The following is a 24439-nucleotide window of genomic DNA, read 5'->3' on the forward strand; positions in this document are numbered from 1 at the left end:
TAGTATTGTTTTTTAGATAAATAATAAATACGTTTACGGACTTTTAATAATGAATAGATAATCCAAATTTATATGAAGAAGTTTATTGCATTTGCAGCAATGTTAACACTAGTAATTGGCTGTGGTAAGTCAGGTGACAAAGGTGAATTAGTTGGTGTTACAGGAGGGAAATGGCATCCTGAAAAACCTTATGGAATGACTTTGGTTCCAGGCGGATCTTTTATTATGGGTAAATCTGATGCTGACTTAGCTAATGTAGAAGATGCTCCAACTAAAACGGTAACAGTTCGTTCGTTCTATATGGATGAAACTGAGATCACTAATAGCGAGTATCGTCAGTTTGTGGAGTGGGTAAAAGACTCTACAATGAGAGTTCGTTTAGCAATTTTGGCAGATGAAACTGGTCAAAAAGCTACAGGTGATGGTAAAGGTAAAAAAGGCGGCAGTATTGCTGATTATGCATTTAATGATTCTGAGCCAGATAAAATGACGGCTTATGATAAATATATGTATGATAACTACTACAGTGTAGGAACAAAAGATGATCCATATGCTGGTAGAAAATTAAACAAAAAAGTAAAGTTAATTAAAGATACGAAAGCTTATCCAGATGAATATTACACTGAAGTAATGGACTCTATGTATTTGCCAATTGAAGAATCTTACAATGGTTTGAGAACAATTGATGTAAATAAATTGAAATTCCGTTATTCTTGGATGGATATTCAGGCTGCAGCAAAAGCTAAAGTAGGAAAAAGAAAAGATTTCGTTAAAACGGAACAAGTAAGTGTTTATCCTGATACTACAGTTTGGATTAAAGATTTCGCTTATTCATATAATGAGCCAATGCATAATGATTACTTCTGGCATAAAGCTTACGGTGATTATCCTGTAGTAGGTGTTACTTGGAAACAAGCAAAAGCTTTCTGTGCTTGGAGAACTTTAAACAAAAACAGTTATATTAAATCTAAGAAAAAAGGACGTGACTTAGTAAATGCTTTCAGATTGCCAACAGAGGCTGAATGGGAGTATGCTGCAAGAGGAGGTCTGGAATCAGCAACTTACCCATGGGGAGGTCCTTACACTAAGAGTGATAGAGGTTGTTTCATGGCAAACTTCAAACCAAGCAGAGGAGATTATGCTGCTGATGAAGCGTTATACACAGTTGAAGCAAAGTCTTATGAGGTAAATGGTTATGGTTTATATAATATGGCAGGAAACGTTTCAGAATGGACGGATTCAGCTTACAATCCAAATGCATACGAATATGTTTCTACAATGAACCCAAATGTTATTGACGGAAACAATCAAAGAAAAGTAGTTCGTGGAGGATCTTGGAAAGATGTTGCTTACTTCCTACAGGTAAGTACTCGTGATCACGAATATGCTGATTCAGCTAGAAGTTATATTGGTTTCAGAACTGTACAAGATTACATGGGAACTCAAGTAACAGGAAGCAGTAAAAAAAGAAAGTAAATTATAATTAAATTCAATAACCAACAAATCTATTTTAAAACCTAAAAAAAAAGTATTATGGCATTATTAAGTAAAAAAGCAATGAATTTCGCTTATGGTATGGGAGCGGCAGTAGTAATTATTGGAGCTTTATTCAAAATTACTCACTTTGAAATTGGGCCATTGACAGGAACATTGATGCTTTCTGTTGGATTAGTTACAGAAGCGTTAATCTTTGCACTTTCTGCTTTCGAACCAGTTGATGATGAGTTAGATTGGACTCTTGTTTACCCAGAATTAGCTAACGGACAAGCTAGAAAAAAAGAAGCTAAAGCTGATACTCCAACTGATGCTCAAGGATTATTATCTCAAAAATTAGATTCATTATTAAAAGAAGCTAAAATTGATGGTGAATTAATGTCAAGCTTAGGAAACTCTATCAAAAATTTCGAAGGTGCTGCTAAAGCAATCTCTCCAACAGTTGATTCAATTGCAGGACAAAAGAAATATGCTGAAGAAATGTCTATGGCTGCTGCACAAATGGAATCATTAAACAGTTTATATAAAGTACAATTAGAAAGCGCTTCAAGAAACGCACAAGCTAATAGTGAAATCGCTGAAAATGCTGCTAAATTAAAAGAGCAAATGCAATCTATGACTGCTAATATTGCTTCTTTAAACAGCGTTTATGGTGGAATGCTTTCTGCAATGAGTAACAAAGGATAATTAGTTTTTAACTATTATATTAAAATTATTAATAAGAACTAATTAGAAAAAAATGGCAGGAGGAAAATTAACCCCTAGACAGAAGATGATTAACCTGATGTATCTGGTTTTCATCGCGATGTTAGCAATGAACATGTCCAAAGAAGTTTTATCTGCTTTTGGATTAATGAATGAAAAATTTGAAAGTGCTAACACGTCTTCAGAAACATCAAATGCAGGTTTGTTGATGTCGTTAGATCAAAAAGCAGCCGAGGCAAAAGGAGAATTTGCAACAGCAGCAGTAACGGCTCACAAAGTTGAAACAACTTCAAAAGAATTTTATGCATACATTGGTTCATTAAAAGCTGATGTTTTAAAAGGTTTTGAAACTGATAAAGAAACAGGAAAATTGCCATATGAGGCAATGGACAAAGGTGATAATATCGACAACTGGTTTACTGGTGAAGGATACACTAAAAAAGGAAATGAAATCATTTCTAAAATTGAAAAATATAAAGCAGACATGAAAGCTGCTTTGTCAGACAAAAAATACGCTGCAATCTTAGCTGAGATTGAAAAGAAATTTGATGTTTCAGATGTTAAAAATAAAGAAGGTTTAAAAGATAAATATTTAGCTTACCACTTTAAAGGTTTCCCTGCGGTTGCTTCATTAGCTAAACTTTCTGCTTGGCAAAATGACGTTCAAAAAGCTGAATCTGATGTTTACAGTGCTGCTTTAGGAAAAGCTGCAGTTGCTGCTGCTTCTTATAGCAATTACCAAGCAATTGTAGTTTTAGATAAAAACGCTTACTTCCAAGGTGAAAAAGTTACAGGTAAGGTAGTTTTAGGTCGTTATGACGAAAATACTAAACCAACTTCTTTCCAAGGTCCTGGACAAATCGTAAATGGACAAGCTGTTATCTCATTAACTGCTGGTGGAGTAGGAGAACAAAATATTAATGGACAATTTACTTTCTTAGAAGATGGAAAAAACATTCCACTTAAATTCGCTGGAAAGTATGTTGTAGTTCCAAGACCAAACTCTGCTACAATTTCTGCAGACAAAATGAATGTAGTATATAGAGGTGTTGTTAACCCAATCTCTGTATCATTCGCTGGTGTTGCTGACAATAAAGTTGTTGCTAGTGCTCCTGGATTGAGTTCAGCTGGTAAACCAGGTAAATATAACATGAGCCCAGGTACAGGTACTGAGACAACAATTTCAGTTACTGGTACATTACCAAATGGAGACAAAGTTTCAGATAAGAAAACATTCAGAATTAAAGGTATTCCTGGACCAACAGGTACAATTAGAGGTGATTATGGTGTTGTTAAAGGACCTAAATCTAACCTAGAAGTTGCTACTATCGGAGCAAAATTAATGGATTTTGATTTCGAAGTTGGTTTAGATGTTGTTGGATTTAACTTGAAAATTGCTGGACAACCTACAGTTGTTGTTACAGGAAACAAATTAAATGCTCAATGTAAATCAGTTCTTGCAAGAGCTGGTAGAGGGGATCAGGTTACTATTTCTGAAATTAAAACTAAACTTGTTGGAGCTGGAAGTTATTTATTACCAAGAACTGCTCCAGTAATTTTCGAAATACAATAATAAAGTAGTTTATACTACGTTCAATATCTTATAATGATACCACGATGAAAGTAAGAAATTTTTTAATAGCCATTGTTTCTATTGCTGGAGGTTTTGCTTCTAATGCGCAATCGAATTTGCTTAACGCGAAAACACCTGCTCAAATAGGACTTAAAACTCCTGCGCAACTTATCTCAGATAATGATAAGCCTTTAGCTTACGGTTATGTTGATGATAGAGATATTTTGATGGGAAAAACAACTTGGGAGATTATTGATTTGAATGAAAAAATCAATTTTCCTTTATACTTTCCTATAGATACAGCTAACATTGGTGCTGATAGACGTTCATTGTATGACGTTTTAACAAAAGCTATCAAAAAAGGTAAGATAACTGAAGTTTATACTGATAGTTATTTTAACACTAAAAAGTCAATGAAAGACATCGAAGGATCATTATCTCGTATTGATACAACTGATGCTGGTAGAGAGCTTATCAACCAGAATCCAGACGACTATAGATCACGTGTTGTGAAGAAAAAAGTGGTAACTGGAACTGGTAAAAAGAAAGTTGTTACTTATGTTGATGAAACGGTACCAGCTTCAAGAACTGTACCTGCAGAATATATCTTAAAACAAGATTTAACTGCTCAGGATGTTACACAATACAAAATCAAAGGATATTGGTATTTTGACAAACGTCAAAGTGAATTGAAATATCGTTTGCTTGGAATTTGTCCTGTAACTCCAGACGTTTACACTATGAATAGTGATGAAAAGGATTATATTGAGTTATTTTGGGTTTTCTTCCCAAATTCAAGAGAAGCTTTGCATGAAGCAAAAGCATTTAATGACAATAATTCTGCATTACCAATTTCATTCGATCAGATCTTAAATTCTAGACGTTTTAATGCGGTTGTTTACAAAGAGGAGAACCTTTATGGAGACAGAGCTATTAGCGATTATATGAAAGATAACGCTCAAAACCAATTATTAGAATCTGAAAGAGTAAAAGAAAAGATTCGTAATTTCGAACAAGATATGTGGAACTACTAAGTTGAAACATAGCATTATATAAAAACTCTTACTACCTTTGTAGTAAGAGTTTTTTTTTGCCTTAAACTTTTTGATGGACAATAAAATCTTTATGATTTTAATTTTGTAAGAAAATTTATAATATTTTATAAAATGTTACGTTTGGTTTCTTATACTATTAATTATGATGAAAGTGAGAAATTTTTTGATCGTTATTTTTTTTGTTGCGGGAAGTTTTGTTTCTATAGCGCAATCTAATTTGCTAAATGCGAAAACCGTTTCCCAAATTGGAATTAAGACACCTGCTCAACGCATTGCGGACAATGATAAGCCTTTAGCATATGGCTACGTTGAAGACAGAGATATTTTAATGGGGAAAATGACATGGGAAATTATTGATTTAAATGAAAAAATTAATTTTCCTTATTATTTTCCTGTGGATACTGCAAACATTGGTTCTGACAGACGATCGCTTTATGATGTTTTGACCAAAGCGATTAGAAATGGTAAAATAACCGAAGTGTATTCAGATAGTTATTTTAATACCAAAAAGACCATGAAAGATATTGAGGGGTCATTATCTCGTGTAGATACTACAGATGCTGGTAGAGAATTAATCAATCAAAATCCAGATGATTATAGGTCGCATGTTGTAAAGAAAAAGGTTGTTACAGGCACTGGTAAGAAAAAAAATGTGAGCTACAAAGAAGAAACAGTTGGGCCTACACGTACAGTTCCTGCAGAATATATTTTAAAACAGGATTTAACTGCTCAGGATGTTACACAATATAAGATCAAAGGATATTGGTATTTTGATAAACGTCAAGGAGAATTGAAGTATCGCTTAATTGGTATTTGTCCGGTTACTCCAGATGTTTATACCATGAACAGTGACGAGAAAGATTATATTGAGTTATTTTGGGTTTTCTTTCCCGATGCCCGCACGGTATTACATGAAGCAAAAGCTTTTAATGATGTAAACTCCGCAGCATCAATTTCGTTTGATCAGATTTTAAATTCCAGACGTTTTAATGCAATTATTTATAAAGAAGAAAATATGTATGGTGATCGTGAAATAAAAGATTACATGAAAGATAATGCACAAAATCAATTGCTGGAATCTGAAAGAGTAAAAGAAAAGATTCGCAACTTTGAGGAAGATATGTGGAATTACTAAATCAAGTTAATTTTATTAAGACAAACTCTTACTATCTTTGTGGTAAGAGTTTTTATTTTATCTATACATTACACAATGCTTGATTATTTAATTGTCGGATCTGGATTGGCCGGAATTTCTTTTGCCGAAGTGGCGCTTAAAAACAATAAAACGATTTTACTTATTGATGATAAGTCACAACATTCTTCAAGAGTTGCGGGTGGTCTATATAATCCGGTGATTTTAAAGCGTTTTAGTGAAGTGTGGAATTCTCAGGAGCAATTGATTTTGATGAATGAATTTTACAATCGCGTAGAAGACAAATTGAAGGAGAAATTCAACTATAAAATGCCAATCTTGCGAAAGTTCTTTTCAATAGAAGAGCAAAATAACTGGTTTGCAGCTTCAGATAAGATAAATTTAGCTCCTTTTTTATCTTGTAAACTAATTACTAGAAAATTCAATGGAATCGAGTCGCCATATGATTACGGAGAAGTACTGCACACGGGCTATGTTGATACTGCTTTACTGTTAGAGCACTACCATAAATATCTTCTTGAAAACAATTTGCTTTTAGAAGAATCTTTCGATAGCAGCAATATTGAATTTTTGGATTCTGGAATTCAGTATAAAAATATTCAGGCTAAACATATCATTTTTGCAGAAGGCTTTGGAATGCATAAAAATCCATTTTTTAATTATTTGCCTTTAGATGGTACCAAGGGCGAATTGTTTATTATAAAAGCACCTGATTTAAATTTAGATCTTATCGTTAATACAAGTGTTTTTATTTTGCCATTAGGTGAGAATTTATTCAAAGTAGGGGCTACTTATAATTGGTTTGATAAAACTGATGCGCCTACAGAAGAAGGCAAACAGGAGCTTTTGGAAAAAATAAAAGAAATTATAACCTGTGATTTTGAAATTGTAAAACATTTTGGGGGTGTTCGTCCAACGGTTGCAGACAGACGACCTTTGCTTGGTACTCATGAAGTTTATAAGTCGCTGCATATTCTCAACGGTTTGGGTACACGCGGAGTAATGCTTGGACCTGCAATGGCACAAGCTTTATACGATCATATTGAAAATCAGGTTCCTTTAGATAAAGAAGCTGATATTAAACGATTTCACAAAAGATATTTACGAACTCTTACTTCTGAACAGCCTTCGGGTCGTAAGAAATAAACATATTGATATATAAATTTCTGGAAAGTCTTAAAACAAAAGGAAATAATACAATTAAAGTAACTACTATTGCAATGAATGATTGCTCAACAGTACTTCCAAAAAAAACAAATGAAACTATAAAAGCTGCAATCCCGACAGCCACATTTAGGCCATAACTTACATACATCGCGCCATAAAAAAAGGAAGGTTCAATTTGATATTTTAAACCGCAATGGCTGCAATTTTCATTCATTTTAAGAACTTTAGTCAGATGAAGCGGATTCTTATCTTCATACATGCTTTCATTTTGACATCTTGGGCAGCTTCCGCTGAAAATGCTGTTTATTTTAGATCCTTTTTTAAACATTACTGTGTTGGATATTTTTATTTGAACAATCAAAAGTCTTGTTGAATCTTAAACTTTTTGAAAAAAAATTAATGAGACAAAGATAATCTATTTTTAATTTCTTGTTTTTATTTGTAGAAGCTAAAACCAATCTTTTTTGCGTGATTTAATGATATAGAAAGACTTATTTTATTAGAATTGTGTCTTTTTAAGGCCTTTGTATTTCTATACACTTTATAATATTGCTCCCTTCTGTTTAAATGCAAAAAAAAAGAATTATCGATAAGTAAAACAATACATTGTTTGGAAATTGTCTTACTGTTTATATGATCAATATTTATGTTAGCAAAGTATGAATTTAATATAAATTTATTTGTTTTATCGTATTTGTCTATAAATATTTTCCCCTTTTACGGAATCCCGTAATTTTTAGTGGCATTCTTTTTTTATCATTGTGTAGGCTAATTTTTAAAATAAAATGTCGTAATGGCTATAAATTTACAAAAGGGACAAAAAATAGATATTGGACTCTCTAATATTACAGTTGGATTAGGTTGGGATCCAAATGAAGGTACTGGCCATGATTTTGATTTAGATGCTTCTGCAATCATGATTAATGCAAGTAGAAAACTTCTAGGAGAAAACTACTTTATTTTTTATAATAATTTGTCGTCGCCTGATGGCGCATTAGTACATACTGGAGATGATCCTACAGGAGGAAATAGTGATGGTGATGACGATGAAGCTATAAAAGTCGATTTGAATAAAATTGATTCTAATGTAGAGGAAATCCTTTTTATAGTAACTATTGAAGATTTCGAAAGAAGAAAACAAAATTTTGGACAAGTTAGAAATTCTTATATCAGAATTGTTAATGATGAAAATGGACAAGAAATCGCTAAATACGAATTAGGGGAAGATTTTTCTATTGAAACTGGTGTCGAATTTGGAAGATTGTATAAACGTAATGGCAACTGGAAATTTGAAGCTTCAGGAATCGGTTACAGAGCAGACCTGAGCTATTTTCTGGAAAAATATTACTCAGGCGAAATCATAAAATAAAAGATTAGAATTTCTTAAATCACAATTGCTGGTGAATTTTTATAATTCACAACGCAAATTTTAAATGCGAACTTTTGAAAATTAATTATCAAAATTACAGCCATCTTTCTTTTGATTTGTGGCTTACATTAATAAAATCAAATCCAGAGTTTAAACAAAAAAGAAACTTATTATTTAAGGATTTTTTTGAAATAGAACATGGAATTGATAAAGTAAACGAAGTGGTAAGGTATTACGATGTATTATGCAATAATATTAACGAGAAAACAGGATCAAATATTGATACTTACGAAATATATTACCTCATTTTATCAGCTTTAGATGTTGATCTTGAAAAGAATGACACACATCGTTTATTTGAGTTCTATAAACAGACAGAAGAATTGTTTTTGAATTACAAACCGGTTTTAATTTATTCTGATATAGAGAAAGTATTTAAAGAAGTTACAAATCAGGATAAATCAGTTAGTATTTTAAGCAATACAGCATTTATAAAAGGAAAGGTTTTAAGAAAACTATTAGAGTATTATGATTTAGCAGAATATTTCAAATTTCAAATTTATTCTGATGAAGTAGGGTTCTCAAAACCAAATATGGCAATTTTTCAGCTAGTATTTGATGAAATTAATAAATATAAAAAGATAGATAAAAAAGATGTTTTGCATATAGGAGACAATAGTGTTGCAGATTATAATGGAGCAATACAATTTGGTTTTAATGCACATCTGCTAAAAATATAAAAGTGAACAAAAGTTATAGCTTACACAAAATTACTAACCAGGATATCTGTCCTTTTAAGGAAGCGGAGTACAGCCGATTTAAATTTGGAGATAAATTCTATGCAGAGAAATTTGCTGAAGATCTCTTCGATGGATTTGTTGAAGAGTATAGAGATTTAATTTTATCCGATAAAGATATTGTTATTCTGCCAAGTCCTTATTTATCTATTCCCACAGCATCAAATTTTCTATGTTACTATTTTAAAAAAGAGCTAAATAGCTTTTTATTTAGGAATGGTAAAAAAGCTTGTATAGAATCTAAAATTTATAGAAATCAAACTTATGTTACTGATTACGGCAACCTAGATTTTGAACAAAGAGTAAAATTGATATCAAATGACACTTATTATATTGATCGAAATTTTATTGAAGGGAAGCTATGCATTTTTGTAGATGACATTAAAATAACAGGAAGTCATGAACATACGGTGAATAAAATTCTAGACCAATATGATGTTAACGGGGATTTTCTTTTTGTTTACTACGCTGAGTTGAAAAATAAAGAAATTCATCCAAAAATTGAAAATCACTACAATTACTTTGCGGTTAAAAATGTAGAAGATATAGTTTCTATTGTCAATAGTGAAGATTTTCAGTACAATACAAGAATCGTGAAATTTATATTAAGTCTCGATGATAAACAGTTTGCCTATTTAATTTCTAATATTTCGAGAAAAAAAAGCAATGAACTATTTCACCTTGCGATAAGTAATAATTATCATCAGATTTTAGAATACAAAAACAATATTAACGTAATAAAAATAGATTAGATTATGGCTATTAATTTGCAGAAAGGACAAAGAGAAAATATAAATGCACCCAAATTTACAATTGGTTTAGGGTGGGATACAAACAACAGCAGCACTGGTTCTAGTTTCGATCTTGATGCCTCAGCTTTTATCGTTGGAGCAAATGGAAAAATATTATCTGATTCTCATTTTATTTTTTACAATAATCTAAAAGCTCCGGATGAGTCTGTTATTCATACAGGAGATAACTTAACAGGTGACGGAGACGGAGACGATGAGCAAATTAAAATAGACTTAACTAAAATCAATAGTGCTGTAAAAGAAATTTGCATCGTTGTTACAATTCATGATGCTGAAGGAAGAAAACAAAATTTTGGACAAGTTCGCAATTCATTCATCCGTATCGTTGACGATTCAAATAATACTGAAATGGTTAAGTATGAATTGGAAGAAGATTTTTCAATAGAAACAGCAGTTGAATTTGGAAGGATTTACGACAAAGACGGACAATGGAAATTTGAGGCGATGGGAGTTGGAATGAAAGGCGGATTAGAAGATTATTTAAATAAATACAATTAAGAGATATGGCAATTAATTTAGAAAAAGGACAACGTATTAATCTTGAAAAAAGTAATGGTTCAAAATTAGTAAACATTTGTGTAGGTGTAAACTGGGGAGCGATAGAGAAAAAAGGATTCTTTGGTACGAAAAAAGAAGCAGTAGATTTAGACGCTAGCTGTGCTGTTTATGATGATAAAAAAAATCATATTGATTCAGTAAATTTTAGAAAGTTAATCTCTAGTGACCGTGCAATCAAACACAGTGGAGATGATTTAACTGGAGATTTAAACGGTGACGACGGTTTAGATAACGAAGTAATTACTTTAGATTTTTCTCAATTAACGCCTTCGGCAAGTCATGTCGCATTTTTTATAAACAGTTTTAGAGGTCAGGATTTTAAAGATATTCCTTTTGCTTCTATCAGAATATATGAAGGAACTCCAACGAGAGTAAGTCAGGAATTTGCTCGTTATGATGTAGCAAACGATGCTTCTTTTGCGGGTAACGTATCAATGGTTTTAGGAGTTTTTTATAAAAGAAACGACGATTGGAAATTTAGCGCAGTTGGTGTTCCAACAAATGATAAAAAACTAGAACAAACAATTGTTACAATTCAACAGAATTATCTATAAAAATTTATGGAAAATCAATTAGTTACTCAAGAGAATACTGCTTTGATTGATAAAGACGGAAATGTAAATTTAACTTCAATTACCGAAGCAGAAATAAGTAGTTATAAGAGTATTTCGAACCAATTGAATGAGAACGATGCTAATTCGATTCTTAATTATGGAGCAGATATTCAAAACTCTATAGCTAAACAAAGTGATACTTTCTTAACAAACGTAAGAACTTACAATTCAGGAGAAGTAGGAACTCTGATTAATGATTTATTGACAGAACTAAATTATGTAGACGTTGATCAATTAGAGCAAAGTCCGTTTAAAAGATTTCTATCAAAAATTCCATTGCTTAATAAACTGATTACAGATGTAAAAAAGTTATTCCAGGAATATGACAGAATTACTGTAAATATTGAAAAAATCAGTAATAAAGTTAAAGCAGGAATGATCAATTCTGTTAAAGATAATAGTGCGCTTCAAACAATGTTTGATGGTAATGTGAATCTTATCAAAGAAATGGAAAAACATATTATTGCAGGACAAATTCGTTTTAAAGAACTAAACGAAGAACTTGCAGTAATGGAAGCAAACAGTGCACAATATCAGGATTATCAAATCTCTGATAAAAGAACTTTCATAAATCGATTAGACAAACGTCTTGCCGATATGAAAATTGTACGTTTTATTTTGTTGCAATCTTTAGCGCAAATTAGAGTAGTTCAAAATAACAATACTTCAATTGCAGAGAAAGCACAGTCAATTTTGACTACAACATTGCCAGTTTGGAAAAACCAATTGACACTGGCGGTTGCTTTACAAAGACAAAAACAGAATATTGAAGTACAGAGAAGAGTATCAGAAACTACAAATACTATTTTACAGAAAAATGCAGAAATGCTAAAACAAAATAGTATCGAAGTGGCTAAAGAAAATGAAAACACAATCGTTTCTCTGGAGACTCTTAGAATGACAACAAAATCTTTAATCGATACTCTGACAGAAGTGAAACAAATTCATGAGCAAGGTACAGAAACCAGAAGACAGCTTGATGCTGGATTACAAAGTCTGGAGCAAGAATTGAAAAAAGGTGTTGTAAGCTAGGCTATTGAGAGAATAATTTTTTGAAACAACATAAATGCAAGAAGAAGAGGATAGATATCTTCAGATAATAAAAGAAAGTAATAAAAAACTGGTGGTTTTAGAATTGTTAACCAATTTCTTTAATCACAAGGATCTTGTCGGGGTTTTGGTAAGGACAAAAATCATTCATACACTCTTTCAAAATAACCGAATATTAGATATAAATAAACTGGAACTGTTTCATATTCAGTATACAGATAGTCTTGTGGCATTGTTTCAAAAAATCAAAAAATCAAAAGAACAGCAGTACGTTTTGATTTCTGATGAGATATATATTAACGAAGATATTTTATCAAAGTTAAAACAGGAAATAGGAGAAACAAAACTGTCAAAACAACTGCAATTGCATGCACAAAATATGTCAAGAAAGATAGAAGAACTCTATCAGTTATTTGTTTCAGAAAAAGATGTTTTTTTTAATTGGAATGACTATCTGACTTTTTCACAAAGCATTCAGGCAGAATATTACAGAGAAATAACAATCGATCAATATGAAAAGCTTTCGCAGTTTAACAAAAGTGTTTATGAAAATGCCCATGCTAAATTTGAAAGAAAACTTTTAGGACGGTTAAACATTTTGAATTTTAAAATTAAATTCTCTTGCGGATTGGTCTGTAACAATGAGATAATAGAGATTTATGAATTCAGAGACTCTAATGATAAATTTGTTTTTGTAGCTAACGAAAAAGCATTCTATTTTTTAAATGAAGAAGCAGTGAAAGGAATTAATCTTTCTAAAAATGACTCTTCAAAACAAATTATTATAAAAGGACTTAAAAGTAAAAATGCTGAACTTAAAAATGAGCTCAGTACCATAAAAACAACACTGCCTGAAAATGTTTTAGAAGTGTTGAAAGAATATTTTGAAAAGATTTCGTCAGTTGATTTTCTGGACGAATTACAGAATGTTGACGAACAGACGAATATCTTAAAAACAATGTTGAATATTAATATTAATTAAAAAAATAAAATGGCAATTAACTTAGAAAAAGGGCAGAGACAGAGTATAGCTGCTCCTAAATTTACTGTAGGATTAGGATGGGATAGCAATTCAAGCAACACTGGATCAAGTTTTGATCTGGATGCTTCAGTTTTTTTAGTTGGTGCAAATGGAAAAATTCCAAATGACAATCATTTTATTTATTACAATAATTTAAAATCTCCAGATCAAGCTGTTGCTCATGCAGGAGATAATTTAACTGGAGATGGTGACGGAGATGATGAAAAAATTTATATCGATTTGTCTAAAATTTCTCCAGATGTTTTTGAAATCTGTTTTGTAGTTACAATTCACCATGCCGATACCAAAAGACAAAATTTTGGGCAGATCAGAAATTCGTTTATTAGAATTTTAGATGAATCTAATGTTGAGTTGGTGAAATACGAACTTGATGAAGATTTTTCTATAGAAACTGCAGTAGAGTTTGGAAGAATTTACAAAAGAAATGATGAATGGAAATTTGAAGCTGTTGGTATCGGAATGAAGGGCGGTTTACAAGATTACTTAAATAAATATAATTAATTTAAAACATTATCTCAAATGGCAATTAACTTAACCAAAGGTCAAAAAATTGATTTAAGAAAAACAACTGGTGAAACATTAACGAACTTCTGTATCGGAGTAAACTGGGGTGCAATTGAAACAAAAGGTTTCTTAGGATTATCAAAAAATGTAATAGACATTGACTTAGATTTAAGCTGTGTTTTGATTGATGATCAAAATAGACTTTGCGATCATTTATACTCACCTTTATACAGAGTAGAAGTATTACAGCAATTTGGTTTACCAAAAGGAAAACTAATAAGTGTTGATGGTGCTTTAAAGCACACTGGAGATGATCTTGCTGGAGATACAGGCGGAGACGACGGTTTGGATAATGAAATTATTACGGTTGACCTTTCTAAAGTTGATGCTAAAGTAAATCAGATATTTTTCTTTTTAAATAATGCAGGTAAAGAGGATTTCTCTCAAATTCCTTATGCAAAAATCAGAATGTATGAAGGAACCCCAACAAGAGTGGTTTCGGAATTTGCTTCATATAATGTTGCTGCAGAAAGCCAATATGTAAACAAACGTTCCATTATTATGGCGAAATTGTACAAACGTAATGGGGAGTGGAAATTTAGCGCAATTGGAGATCCAACTGATGATACATTTTTAGGACAGACGATTCATAAAATTGTAAAATCGTATCTATAATGCAAATTAAAAACATAGAAGGACTAAGAGTTTCTCAGGTAAGAGACCTAGTTGGGCAAGGCGGTAAATTTGTTGTTTTTCCGTATACAATTTCATTTGTAATCATGACTTTAAAAAGAAGTTCTGATATTTATTTTATCAGACCTGATGAAAATACTTTTAAGTACTCTTATGGATATGCACTTCTAAATTTAATCATTGGATGGTGGGGAATTCCTTGGGGACCAATCTATACAATTGGTTCTGCATATCATCATGTAGTGGGAGGAAAAGATCTAACAGCAGTTGTTATGAGTCATTTGACGCAACATGATCCTGAGGCAAATACAAGTTCTTATAACATAGATGGTGTTGAAAGTTCCAATCAAGGAAACAACAGTATTTCTGAAACTCCAACTTATAATATTCCTGTGTAAATAATTCTACCATGAGAAGACTGCCCGTATACTTACTATTAGACACATCTGGTTCAATGACTGGCGAACCTATCGAAGCCGTTAAAAATGGCGTACAAATGATGATTAGTTCATTACGTCAAAATCCACAAGCAATTGAAACAGCATATTTAAGCGTGATCACTTTTGATACTACTGCGCAGCAAATTATTCCGTTGACCGATTTGGCTTCTTTTCAAATGGTTGATTTAAAAGCAACCGGAGTTACAGCTCTTGGCGAAGCATTGAAATTAACCGCAAACAAAATCGAAACTGAAGTTGCAAAAACAACTACAGAGCAAAAAGGAGATTGGAAACCATTAGTATTTATTATGACTGACGGAGTTCCAACAGATAATTGGGAAAGCGGTCTTGCAGAATTTAAAAAAGTAAAAACAGCTTTTACAGTTGCATGTGCTGCTGGTGGAGGTGCAGATACCAATGTCTTAAAGCAAATTACAGACACAGTAGTGAGTCTTGAAAATGCGGACAGTTCTAGTATTGGAAAGTTTTTTCAATGGGTGACGGCTTCAATTGGAGTGACTTCAACTAAAATTGAAGATTTAGGCAGAGAATTTACAAACGTAAAAGAACTACCTCCTCCGCCATCTGAATTGAACATAGTAGTTTAATTTTAGACAAGAGGAGTTCTTTTGTTTTTTATAGAAAATTAAAAGAAAGCTGCTGTAAAATGTTAAGAATTAATTGATTATTTACTCGTTTTTAAAAGTTATATGAGAAGATTACCAGTATATTTTTTATTAGATACATCCGGATCAATGTATGGAGAACCGATTCAGGCGCTTAATAATGCTTTGAGCGGTATGATTAATACTTTGAGATCAGATGCACAGGCGTTAGATTCGCTTTGGATAAGTATTATAACTTTTGATAGAGAAGTAAAAGAAATAGTTCCTTTGACAGAATTGGTTCATTTTCAGCTTCCAGAAATAACTTGTCCTCAAAGCGGTCCTACAAATACAGGTGCAGGTTTGGATTTTGTTATTCAAAAGGTAAAAAGAGAAGTTATAACAGGATCTGCAACTATAAAAGGAGACTGGAAACCATTACTTTTTGTTTTTACAGATGGAAAACCTTCAGATATTCAATTTTACAGAGAAAAAATTCAGGAAGTAAAAGCATTGAATTTTGGAGCCGTTGTAGGCTGTGCTGCGGGTCATATGGCAAATGATAGTATTTTAAAAGAACTTACCGATAGCGTAGTTCATTTAGATTCGGCAGACAGTTCGACTTTAAAGCAGTTTTTTAAATGGGTTTCTGAAACTATCGAACAAGGGAATAAAAGCCAGGGAACAGGAGAAAGCGTAACACTACCTCCGCCTCCAAGTGAAATAACAGTTGTGATTTAATTTAAAAGATGCTCGATATGCTATTTACATTTTCAAAAGCTCTAATTCATGTAGCAACAGCAATTGATGAAGCTTATCAGGAAGGACAAGAAAATGAGCTTGAAAATATAGAATTAACCTCCGATCAAATATTGGAAACAATGAATATTGATGATATTACATCATGTTATAAAACTACCAGTATTGAAGGCTTTAATATTAAAAATACAGAACATGTTTTAAAACAAAACTATACAGGAAAAGTATTTGATATTCAGCATGTAATTGTTCGTAGAAATTGTGCTTATGTAAAAGTTATCCATAGTATACCATTCAATGGAGGAAATAAATGTTATGGAGCTTGTTTCTCAATAAATTTTATGGAACCTAATAATGGAGTTTCTATTTATGGATATCCAACTAAAAATTCTGATGAGAAAGTGGCTTTCAAATCTATATCTATTGAATTATTAGCCGCTCTTTCAAAATGATGTTAGCTAAAATCTTTATTAATATTTTAATTGTTGGTCTGTTTTTGTATTCAAAGTTATTGCCTTATAAAGACAAATTGAATCCTCAGTACAAAACAATTTTTGATTTTTTCAATAGTATATTTTCTCCCATATTTAATTTCCTAAAATCCTTTGTAAAACCTTTTCAGGTTGGTGTTGGACTTGCGGTTGACATGACACAAATTATACTATTAATTATTTTTTTAATGCTATTAAAATTCCTTTAAAATGAGAAGATTACCGATATATTTTTTAATTGATATTTCTGAGTCAATGGTTGGTGAACCAATCCAGCAGGTTGAGGAAGGATTAGCAACTATAATTCAGGCATTAAAAACAGATCCACATGCGCTGGAAACTGTTTATGTATCTATTATAGTTTTTGCTGGTCAACCGAAAACATTGGTTCCATTACAGGAAATCGTTAGTTTTTATCCTCCTAAATTTCCAATAGGAAGCGGAACATCACTAAGTAAAGGGCTAGGGCATTTGATGTATGAATTAAGAAGTAATATCGTTAAAACGACTTATGAAGTAAAAGGAGATTGGAAACCAATAGTGTTTTTATTTACTGACGGAGTTCCAACAGATGATACTCAGGCGGCGATAAACGAATGGAAGAATAATTGGCAGAGAACTGCTAATTTAATTGCTGTCTCGTTTGGAAATGAAACCGATACAAAACTTTTGGGTGAATTGACAGAAAATGTGCTTCATTTTAAAAACACAAATGTACAATCGTATAAAGAGTTTTTTAAATGGGTGACAGATTCTATTAAAACTAGTAGTATCAGTGTAGAAAATAATTCCTCTGGTTTTGAATTGGCAAAATTAGACGGAGAAACACTTTCTAAAATTGATTTAACAAAAGAAACTCCAAATAAACAATATGTTGATGATAATTACGTGGTTCTAAGCGGAAAATGTCAAAATACAAAAAGACCTTATTTGATGAAATATCGCAAGAATATTGCGCCGTCTATTTATGCAGGAATTGAATTGGCTTCAAAAAACTACAAGCTGGTTGGCGCTTATCAGGTTGATAATAATTATTTTGAACTGGCAGACAATACTAATTTCAATACTAAAGTAAATACAGAAGAATTGTTTGGAGCACCAACGTGTCCGTGTTGCGGTAATCAAATTGCTTTTGCTGTATGCGTTTGTCAAAAAATACATTGTATTGGAGATGAACAAATAAGCACTTGTCCTTGGTGCAACAATCAAGGTTCTTATGGATATGGTGAAGGTGGTTTTGATGTAAACAGAACACAAGGATAATACGCATGGAAGAGACCAAAAGATATCTTCAGTCTTTTTTATTCCAGAATAAAATCGATATTCCAAGAAGCAAACAATCGCTTTTTGAAGATTTTATTACTAATGAAACGAATATAACGGCAGTAAAAATAATTAAGGAAAAACAGCAGATGATTATGCAAAATTGGGATTTAATAAATCGAATAGATGATATTACAAATCAATCTGTTTTTCTGCCAAATGGTACAGTAAACAAATCATACGAAGCAAAAATTGATTTTATTCAATTAGGCTGGAATGATATTGTTTCTTACGAAATTCAAAATTTAGAAAACACCGGACTTTCATTTGATGAAGAGAAAGAACTTCTTTCGGGAAATCCTGAAATAAGTGGTGATTTAAAAATAAAATTGCTTTTTAAAATTGAAGGTGAATCTGAAGAATCTTCTTTCAATGAAAAAGTTATGACTGTTATTATTAATCCTGATCCAAAATCGCTTTGGAAGAATTTGGAAAGTGATAAAAATGCTCCTTTCGCTAAAGAAGATAATGTTGCGATTTGCGGTTCTTTTTTAAACAAAAAAATTGTTGCAGCCTCTAAACGTGGGCGCAGTCATGCAAATGTGGGTTCTTTTCGAGAAGATGATTTTGCTTTCAATAATTTTACAACTAACGGATGGAGCGTTTTAGCAGTTTCAGATGGAGCAGGTTCAGCGGCTTTATCCAGAAAAGGTTCGCAACTGGCTTGCAATACTTTGGTTGAATATTTTGAAGAAAATTTAGATAAGGAAAATTTAAAAGAATTTGACGAAATTTTATTCAATCATTACAAAAAAACAGATCCGGAATCATCAAAAAAAATAAGTCATTTTGTTTATAATGCTTTATTAAAAGCTGCCCATTTTGTAAATCAAAAAATTGAAGAATTTGCAATTGCCAATAACGAAGAGCTGAAAAAATTCCACGCAACTTTGATTTTTGCTTTGGTAAAAAAATACGATTTCGGTTACGCAGTTTTAACTTTTGGAGTTGGCGATTGCCCGATCGGTTTACTGAACAAAGATTTAACTGAAATTTCATTAATGAATACAATTGATGTTGGTGAATTTGGAGGCGGAACACGTTTTATTACAATGCCTGAAATTTTCCAGAGTGATAAACTTTCTTCCCGTTTCGGATTTAAATTAGTGGATGATTTCTCTTATTTAATGTTAATGACTGACGGAATTTATGATCCAAAATTTGTGGTTGAAGCTAATTTGGAAAAAATAGAAAACTGGAATCAATTTTTATCAGATTTAAAAGGGAATAATGAGGACGATTCAAAAGTTAATTTTGAAAATGAAAATGAAGATGTTGCCGGACAGCTTTTAAAATGGATGGATTTCTGGAGTCCGGGAAATCATGATGACAGAACCCTTGCTATAATTTACTAAACATGAGTACAGTTACAGTAAAATCAATAAACGACCCTCTAAAAACGTATCAATTTGTTGATAACGGCGAACCTATGCGCGGAGGTGTTAAAGATGTATATTTTAGTCCGGATAAAAGATATGTAGTCGCTATTTTTAGAGACAAATTAGATTTTAATCAAAAAGAAAGGCTTCAAAAAATTACTAATAAATACTACACGCAAATTCAAAACGGAGAAGCAGGAGAATATTATCTAAATGAAGTTTTTAGATGGCCGACAGATGTTATAGAACATAATAATCTGACGGGGATAATTGTTCCTCTTTATAAACCAAAATTCTTTTTTAGAAAAGGATATCAAACAAGCGAATTAATTCAAGGTAAAGAAAAAAACGGAAAATGGTTTGCAGGTGCGAAATTTAGAAATCCGCATTTTCCGCTCCGAATTGCAAATTCAGAATTAGGAGATTGGTTAAGCTATTTTCAAGTTTGTGTCAATCTTTCAAGAGGAGTAAAAAAGATGCACGCTATGGGGCTTGCTCATTCTGATTTATCATACAATAATGTATTAATAGATCCGATAGAAAGATCAGCTTGTATGATAGATCTTGATGGTTTGGTTGTGCCAGGTTTATTTCCAGCAGAAGTAATTGGTACGGCAGAATTTATTGCTCCAGAAGTACTCTCAACAAAACATTTGGATAAAAATGATCCAAACAGAAAATTGCCAAATAGGCTTACAGATCTGCATGCTTTACCAGTTTTAATTTATATGTTTCTGTTGCACAGACACCCATTAAAAGGAGGAAAAGTACACGATTTGGATACCGAAAAAGACGATTTATTGTCAATGGGAGAGAAGGCGATGTTTATAGAGCATCCAACAGATGACATGAACAGACCTAAACTTAATCAGGTTTCTAAATGGGACTTGCCTTGGGCAGATATAACTAAATTGCCTTATACGATTACAGGGCCCTACCTAAAAACATTATTTGATAAAGTTTTTGTAGATGGATTACACAATCCGATGCAACGCCCAAATGCCGAAGAGTGGGAAATAGCATTATTAAAAACAACCGATTTAATGCAGAAATGTCATAATCCGACATGTGAGCAAAAATGGTATGTTTTTGATAATACGAATACTCCAAAATGTCCTTTTTGTGGTACTTCACATCAAGGAAGTCTCCCAATTTTAGATTTATATTATCAATTTCAGGAAACGACCTGGAAACCCGAAAATCATAGATTGATGGTTTATAATGATCAATATTTGTTTCAATGGCACGTTAATCGTAATGTTGTCAGAAATGAGAAATTAGCGCCACAGTATAAAGTTCCAGTAGGTTATTTTACTTTTTTTAATGATAAATGGGTATTGGTCAATCAAAAACTGACTTCGCTCAAAGATTTAACTGAAGACAAAGAAATTCCAATTGGAACAATGGTTGAACTGACTCACGGAAAAAAAATACTTCTCTCTAATGAAGAAGGTGGAAGAGTAATCGTGGTAACAATGGCCAATACATAATTTTAAAATTTTAACTTAATTAATATCTAAAAATGAATCAACACCCAATCTTTTCAGAACATCCAGGCTTAATTGTCGTTTTTGCGATTGCAGTAGTCATTATGCTATTGCTGGATTTAGGAATCTTCAACAAAAAAAGCCACGTAGTAACAAATAAAGAAGCTGTAACTTGGTCATTAGTTTGGATCAGTTTAGCAATGATTTTTAGTGGTTTAGTGTACTATTTTGCAGGTGCAGCTAAATTCTACGAATTTCAATCAGCATATTGGATCGAAAAAGCACTTTCTGTAGATAACCTATTCGTATTTATTTTAGTATTTAAGTTTTTTGATGTTGCCAATCAGAACAAACATAAAGTATTGTTTTGGGGAATTATTGGAGCATTGGTACTAAGAGCAATATTTATTTTCTCAGGCGCTTTCCTAATCGAATTAACTTATTTGAACAAACTTTTAAGTCTAGCAGGATTAGAAGGATTCAAATATGATATCAACCTAATCATGACTGCTTTTGGATTATTCTTAGTTTATGCAGGTGTTAAATCATGGTCTTCTGGAGATGAGGACGATGACGAAGATTACAACAATACAAGAGGGGCAAGATTGATTCGAAAGTTCTTTAGCGTAAGTGATAAATATGATGGAGATAAATTTTTTACAATTGAAAACGGAAAAAAATTAGCAACACCACTTTTGGTAGTTGTAGCGGTAATTGAGTTTACAGATTTATTGTTTGCGGTAGATTCGATTCCTGCAATTTTTGCAATATCAAGTGATCCGTTTATTCTTTATACATCAAATATTTTTGCCATTTTAGGACTTAGAGCGTTATTCTTTTTATTAGATAATTTTATTCATTTGTTTAGTAAATTACAATATGGCTTGGCAATTATTTTGTCATTTATCGGAATAAAAATGATTATTTCTCCATTCTATCATATAGAATCTATTTATTCATTATTGGTAATTGGATGCGTACTTTTAATTTCTGTCTTGGCTTCGATTTTAATGCCAGAACCAAAAGAGGCATAATTTTAAAAGTTTTGTAAAACTTAAAAAAGGAAATAAAGATTAAAAAATCGGATTGAAAATCTAATAAAATTTTCAATCCGATTTTTATTTTGGAATATGTAAAAGCTATTGTTTTTCAGTATAAAAACTTCGATTAAAAGTTATACTTTTGCACTTTCAAAATTGCAAAGGCAAGTGGCTTATTTGCAATGATTTTAATTTCTAGTTTTTCAGCAATACATTATGCTTAATATACACAATCTTTCTGTTTCTTTTGGTGGAACTTATTTATTTGAAGAAGTTACTTTTCGTTTAGGCGCCGGAGACCGCGTTGGTCTTGTTGGTAAAAACGGAGCAGGTAAATCGACAATGCTTAAAATGCTGGCAAGGGATTTTGCGCCGGATTCTGGAGTTATTTCTCAGGAAAAAGATATCCGAATGGGATTTTTGCGTCAGGATATTGATTTCGAACATGGAAGAACAGTACTTGAAGAAGCGTATGAAGCCTTTACAGAAATTAAAGTTGTAGAGAAAAAATTAGAAGAAATCAATCATCAATTGGTTACAAGAACCGATTATGAAAGCGAAGAATACGGTCAGATTATTGAAGATTTATCTGATTATACACATCGTTTTGAACTTCTTGGAGGTTATAATTATGTTGGAGATACTGAAAAAATTCTTTTAGGTCTTGGTTTCAAAAGAGAAGTCTTTAATAATCAGACAGAAACATTTTCAGGTGGATGGAGAATGCGTATCGAGCTTGCAAAGCTTTTGTTACAGTCAAATGACGTTTTATTGCTGGATGAGCCAACCAACCACTTAGATATCGAAAGTATCATTTGGTTAGAGAACTTCCTTCGCAGTTATCCGGGCGTTGTGGTGATTGTATCGCACGACAAAATGTTTTTGGACAATGTAACCAACCGTACAATCGAAATTTCGTTAGGGAAAGCATACGACTTCAATAAGCCTTATTCGCAGTATTTAGAATTGCGTCATGAAATTCGTGAAAAGCAATTAGCTACGCAGAAGAATCAGCAGAAAAAAATTGAAGAAACAGAAAAATTAATCGAGAAATTCCGTGCAAAAGCTTCAAAAGCTTCAATGGCGCAATCGTTGATTAAAAAATTAGATAAAGTAGAAAGAATTGAAGTTGATGAAGACGACAATTCAGTAATGAATATTTCGTTTCCAGTTTCAAAAGAACCAGGAAAAGTGGTAATCGAAGCTGAAAATGTAACTAAAGCTTACGGAGACAAAACAATTTTAAAAGATATTAGTTTGCTTGTCGAAAGAGGAAGTAAAATCGCTTTTGTGGGCCAAAACGGACAAGGTAAATCGACTTTCATCAAAGCGCTTGTAAACGAGTTTGAATACCAAGGAAATATCAAATTAGGACATAATGTTCAATTGGGATATTTTGCTCAAAATCAGGCAGAATATTTAGATGGAGAAATTACTTTACTACAAACTATGGAAGATGCCGCAACCGACACAAACCGTATGAAGGTTCGTGATATGTTAGGTTCGTTTTTATTCCGTGGTGATGATGTTGAGAAAAAAGTAAAAGTACTTTCTGGAGGCGAGCGAAACCGTTTGGCACTTTGTAAATTATTGCTTCAGCCAATTAATGTTTTGCTGATGGATGAGCCTACGAATCACTTAGATATCAAATCTAAAAACGTTTTAAAAGCGGCACTTCAAAAATTTGGCGGAACTTTATTATTGGTTTCTCACGACAGGGATTTCCTTCAGGGAATGTCGAATATCGTTTACGAATTCAAGGATCAAAAAATCAAAGAATATTTAGGTGACATCAACTATTTCTTAGAGCAACGCAATCTTGAGAATATGCGTGAAGTAGAGAAAAAAGATGTTGTTAAAGCCGCGCCAGTAAAAGAAAATACCAAAACTTCATACGAAGATCAGAAAAAAGGAAAAGCGCTTCAAAACAGGCTAAGCAAAATCGAAAGCCAGATTCAGCAATTAGAAAAAGACATTCAGCATAACGATAAAATGTTGGAAACTAATTATGATAAACACATTGAAGACGCGTCATTTTTTACAGCATACAACAAAAAGAAAGCCGATTTAGAGCAATTACTTCTGGATTGGGAAATCGTTCAGGAAGAGATCGATAATTTTAATGCATAAAGAAATGTTTCAGGTTTCAAGTTGTAATCTCGACGAGTAAACTTAACCGCAAAGCACGCTAAGTTTTCTTTTAGTTTGCATTTATAATGGACAAAGTTCGCAAAGCTATATTGATAAAGCTTTGCGAACTTTGCGTTTTATGGAGCCTCATAGATCAAAAACTTAGCGTGCTTTGCGGTTAAATATTCATTCAGCTCAA

25 protein-coding genes are annotated in these 24439 nt (G+C 32.3%); 24 read left to right on the forward strand and 1 reads right to left on the reverse strand.

Annotated elements, in window-relative coordinates; translation table 11 throughout:
* Positions 1–72: 72 nt before the first annotated feature.
* From porK to FN795_RS10590, 6 genes are all read left to right on the forward strand, one after another.
* Entirely contained in the window at positions 73–1476 is a 1404-nt protein-coding gene (gene porK / locus FN795_RS10565; protein WP_035651809.1) for a T9SS ring complex lipoprotein PorK/GldK, read from the forward strand.
* 57 nt (positions 1477–1533) lie between these two features.
* Entirely contained in the window at positions 1534–2181 is a 648-nt protein-coding gene (gene porL / locus FN795_RS10570; RefSeq protein ID WP_142450556.1) for a type IX secretion system motor protein PorL/GldL, read from the forward strand.
* A gap of 52 nt (positions 2182–2233) precedes the next feature.
* The gene (gene porM / locus FN795_RS10575) at positions 2234–3772 is read left to right on the forward strand and encodes a type IX secretion system motor protein PorM/GldM (RefSeq protein ID WP_035651812.1); all 1539 of its coding nucleotides are present in this window, start codon (positions 2234–2236) and stop codon (positions 3770–3772) included.
* 44 nt (positions 3773–3816) lie between these two features.
* Positions 3817–4806, forward strand: a complete 990-nt coding sequence (gene porN / locus FN795_RS10580; RefSeq protein WP_035651814.1) for a type IX secretion system ring subunit PorN/GldN — start codon at positions 3817–3819, stop codon at positions 4804–4806.
* Positions 4807–4972: 166 nt separating this feature from the next.
* A complete protein-coding gene (gene porN / locus FN795_RS10585) occupies positions 4973–5962 on the forward strand; it encodes a type IX secretion system ring subunit PorN/GldN (protein WP_142450728.1) in 990 nt (329 codons plus the stop codon).
* Positions 5963–6037: 75 nt separating this feature from the next.
* The gene (locus FN795_RS10590) at positions 6038–7126 is read left to right on the forward strand and encodes an NAD(P)/FAD-dependent oxidoreductase (RefSeq protein WP_142450557.1); all 1089 of its coding nucleotides are present in this window, start codon (positions 6038–6040) and stop codon (positions 7124–7126) included.
* On the opposite strand, the gene FN795_RS10595 is transcribed toward FN795_RS10590, so the two are convergent.
* Positions 7092–7475, reverse strand: a complete 384-nt coding sequence (locus FN795_RS10595; protein WP_142450558.1) for a DUF983 domain-containing protein — start codon at positions 7473–7475, stop codon at positions 7092–7094. The two genes, FN795_RS10590 and FN795_RS10595, sit on opposite strands and share 35 nt — an antisense overlap.
* A 465-nt stretch (positions 7476–7940) precedes the next feature.
* Here FN795_RS10595 and FN795_RS10600 point away from each other — a divergent pair, with 465 nt between their 5' ends.
* The 18 genes from FN795_RS10600 to FN795_RS10690 all read left to right on the forward strand — a co-directional run bounded on the left by FN795_RS10600 (position 7941) and on the right by FN795_RS10690 (position 24240).
* Positions 7941–8516, forward strand: coding sequence for a TerD family protein (locus tag FN795_RS10600; protein WP_142450559.1), 576 nt, complete (start codon positions 7941–7943; stop codon positions 8514–8516).
* 74 nt (positions 8517–8590) lie between these two features.
* A complete protein-coding gene (locus FN795_RS10605; protein WP_142450560.1) occupies positions 8591–9256 on the forward strand; it encodes an HAD family hydrolase in 666 nt (221 codons plus the stop codon).
* A 2-nt stretch (positions 9257–9258) separates the two neighbouring features.
* Positions 9259–10065 carry a phosphoribosyltransferase family protein gene (locus FN795_RS10610; RefSeq protein ID WP_142450561.1) on the forward strand — a complete coding sequence of 269 codons (807 nt, stop codon included), beginning with the start codon at positions 9259–9261 and terminating at the stop codon, positions 10063–10065.
* A gap of 3 nt (positions 10066–10068) precedes the next feature.
* On the forward strand, positions 10069–10623 hold the full coding sequence (locus tag FN795_RS10615; RefSeq protein WP_142450562.1) for a TerD family protein: 555 nt from the start codon (positions 10069–10071) through the stop codon (positions 10621–10623).
* Between the two features lie 5 nt (positions 10624–10628).
* Positions 10629–11237 (forward strand): TerD family protein, encoded by a 609-nt coding sequence (locus FN795_RS10620; protein ID WP_142450563.1) that lies wholly within the window; start codon positions 10629–10631, stop codon positions 11235–11237.
* Between the two features lie 6 nt (positions 11238–11243).
* A complete protein-coding gene (locus FN795_RS10625) occupies positions 11244–12329 on the forward strand; it encodes a toxic anion resistance protein (RefSeq protein WP_142450564.1) in 1086 nt (361 codons plus the stop codon).
* Between the two features lie 34 nt (positions 12330–12363).
* Positions 12364–13329, forward strand: a complete 966-nt coding sequence (locus tag FN795_RS10630) for a hypothetical protein (RefSeq protein WP_142450565.1) — start codon at positions 12364–12366, stop codon at positions 13327–13329.
* Between the two features lie 9 nt (positions 13330–13338).
* On the forward strand, positions 13339–13890 hold the full coding sequence (locus FN795_RS10635; RefSeq protein ID WP_142450566.1) for a TerD family protein: 552 nt from the start codon (positions 13339–13341) through the stop codon (positions 13888–13890).
* Between the two features lie 18 nt (positions 13891–13908).
* Positions 13909–14568 carry a TerD family protein gene (locus FN795_RS10640; RefSeq protein ID WP_142450567.1) on the forward strand — a complete coding sequence of 220 codons (660 nt, stop codon included), beginning with the start codon at positions 13909–13911 and terminating at the stop codon, positions 14566–14568.
* A complete protein-coding gene (locus FN795_RS10645) occupies positions 14568–14984 on the forward strand; it encodes a hypothetical protein (RefSeq protein ID WP_142450568.1) in 417 nt (138 codons plus the stop codon). Before FN795_RS10640 ends, FN795_RS10645 begins: the two co-directional genes overlap by 1 nt.
* A gap of 11 nt (positions 14985–14995) precedes the next feature.
* Complete coding sequence (locus FN795_RS10650) at positions 14996–15634, forward strand: vWA domain-containing protein (RefSeq protein WP_142450569.1); 639 nt, start codon at positions 14996–14998, stop codon at positions 15632–15634.
* Positions 15635–15736: 102 nt separating this feature from the next.
* The gene (locus FN795_RS10655) at positions 15737–16372 is read left to right on the forward strand and encodes a vWA domain-containing protein (RefSeq protein ID WP_142450570.1); all 636 of its coding nucleotides are present in this window, start codon (positions 15737–15739) and stop codon (positions 16370–16372) included.
* Between the two features lie 8 nt (positions 16373–16380).
* Positions 16381–16842, forward strand: coding sequence for a hypothetical protein (locus FN795_RS10660; RefSeq protein ID WP_142450571.1), 462 nt, complete (start codon positions 16381–16383; stop codon positions 16840–16842).
* A gap of 249 nt (positions 16843–17091) precedes the next feature.
* Positions 17092–18144 (forward strand): TerY-C metal binding domain-containing protein, encoded by a 1053-nt coding sequence (locus FN795_RS10670; RefSeq protein ID WP_142450573.1) that lies wholly within the window; start codon positions 17092–17094, stop codon positions 18142–18144.
* Positions 18145–18149: 5 nt separating this feature from the next.
* Positions 18150–19559 (forward strand): PP2C family serine/threonine-protein phosphatase, encoded by a 1410-nt coding sequence (locus FN795_RS10675; RefSeq protein WP_142450574.1) that lies wholly within the window; start codon positions 18150–18152, stop codon positions 19557–19559.
* A 2-nt stretch (positions 19560–19561) separates the two neighbouring features.
* On the forward strand, positions 19562–21073 hold the full coding sequence (locus FN795_RS10680) for a helix-hairpin-helix domain-containing protein (RefSeq protein ID WP_142450575.1): 1512 nt from the start codon (positions 19562–19564) through the stop codon (positions 21071–21073).
* Positions 21074–21105: 32 nt separating this feature from the next.
* The gene (locus tag FN795_RS10685; RefSeq protein ID WP_142450576.1) at positions 21106–22104 is read left to right on the forward strand and encodes a TerC/Alx family metal homeostasis membrane protein; all 999 of its coding nucleotides are present in this window, start codon (positions 21106–21108) and stop codon (positions 22102–22104) included.
* 222 nt (positions 22105–22326) lie between these two features.
* Positions 22327–24240: an ABC-F family ATP-binding cassette domain-containing protein gene (locus tag FN795_RS10690; RefSeq protein WP_142450577.1), complete on the forward strand. Its 1914-nt coding sequence runs from the start codon at positions 22327–22329 to the stop codon at positions 24238–24240.
* Positions 24241–24439 lie beyond the last annotated feature (199 nt).

It is taken from the genome of Flavobacterium resistens (assembly GCF_900182645.1).
Lineage (GTDB): Bacteria > Bacteroidota > Bacteroidia > Flavobacteriales > Flavobacteriaceae > Flavobacterium > Flavobacterium resistens.

Bases quoted from the DNA above. Each gene is read 5' to 3' on its own strand.
- porK (WP_035651809.1), top strand. From the start codon at position 73: ATGAAGAAGTTTATTGCATTTGCAGCAATGTTAACACTAGTAATTGGC.
- FN795_RS10620 (WP_142450563.1), top strand. From the start codon at position 10,629: ATGGCAATTAATTTAGAAAAAGGACAACGTATTAATCTTGAAAAAAGT.
- FN795_RS10615 (WP_142450562.1), top strand. From the start codon at position 10,069: ATGGCTATTAATTTGCAGAAAGGACAAAGAGAAAATATAAATGCACCC.
- FN795_RS10640 (WP_142450567.1), top strand. From the start codon at position 13,909: ATGGCAATTAACTTAACCAAAGGTCAAAAAATTGATTTAAGAAAAACA.
- FN795_RS10655 (WP_142450570.1), top strand. From the start codon at position 15,737: ATGAGAAGATTACCAGTATATTTTTTATTAGATACATCCGGATCAATG.
- FN795_RS10650 (WP_142450569.1), top strand. From the start codon at position 14,996: ATGAGAAGACTGCCCGTATACTTACTATTAGACACATCTGGTTCAATG.
- FN795_RS10625 (WP_142450564.1), top strand. From the start codon at position 11,244: ATGGAAAATCAATTAGTTACTCAAGAGAATACTGCTTTGATTGATAAA.
- FN795_RS10600 (WP_142450559.1), top strand. From the start codon at position 7,941: ATGGCTATAAATTTACAAAAGGGACAAAAAATAGATATTGGACTCTCT.
- FN795_RS10670 (WP_142450573.1), top strand. From the start codon at position 17,092: ATGAGAAGATTACCGATATATTTTTTAATTGATATTTCTGAGTCAATG.
- porM (WP_035651812.1), top strand. From the start codon at position 2,234: ATGGCAGGAGGAAAATTAACCCCTAGACAGAAGATGATTAACCTGATG.
- FN795_RS10690 (WP_142450577.1), top strand. From the start codon at position 22,327: ATGCTTAATATACACAATCTTTCTGTTTCTTTTGGTGGAACTTATTTA.
- FN795_RS10675 (WP_142450574.1), top strand. From the start codon at position 18,150: ATGGAAGAGACCAAAAGATATCTTCAGTCTTTTTTATTCCAGAATAAA.
- FN795_RS10645 (WP_142450568.1), top strand. From the start codon at position 14,568: ATGCAAATTAAAAACATAGAAGGACTAAGAGTTTCTCAGGTAAGAGAC.
- FN795_RS10635 (WP_142450566.1), top strand. From the start codon at position 13,339: ATGGCAATTAACTTAGAAAAAGGGCAGAGACAGAGTATAGCTGCTCCT.
- porN (WP_035651814.1), top strand. From the start codon at position 3,817: ATGAAAGTAAGAAATTTTTTAATAGCCATTGTTTCTATTGCTGGAGGT.
- FN795_RS10590 (WP_142450557.1), top strand. From the start codon at position 6,038: ATGCTTGATTATTTAATTGTCGGATCTGGATTGGCCGGAATTTCTTTT.
- FN795_RS10680 (WP_142450575.1), top strand. From the start codon at position 19,562: ATGAGTACAGTTACAGTAAAATCAATAAACGACCCTCTAAAAACGTAT.
- FN795_RS10685 (WP_142450576.1), top strand. From the start codon at position 21,106: ATGAATCAACACCCAATCTTTTCAGAACATCCAGGCTTAATTGTCGTT.
- FN795_RS10595 (WP_142450558.1), bottom strand. From the start codon at position 7,475: ATGTTTAAAAAAGGATCTAAAATAAACAGCATTTTCAGCGGAAGCTGC.
- porN (WP_142450728.1), top strand. From the start codon at position 4,973: ATGAAAGTGAGAAATTTTTTGATCGTTATTTTTTTTGTTGCGGGAAGT.
- FN795_RS10660 (WP_142450571.1), top strand. From the start codon at position 16,381: ATGCTCGATATGCTATTTACATTTTCAAAAGCTCTAATTCATGTAGCA.
- porL (WP_142450556.1), top strand. From the start codon at position 1,534: ATGGCATTATTAAGTAAAAAAGCAATGAATTTCGCTTATGGTATGGGA.
- FN795_RS10630 (WP_142450565.1), top strand. From the start codon at position 12,364: ATGCAAGAAGAAGAGGATAGATATCTTCAGATAATAAAAGAAAGTAAT.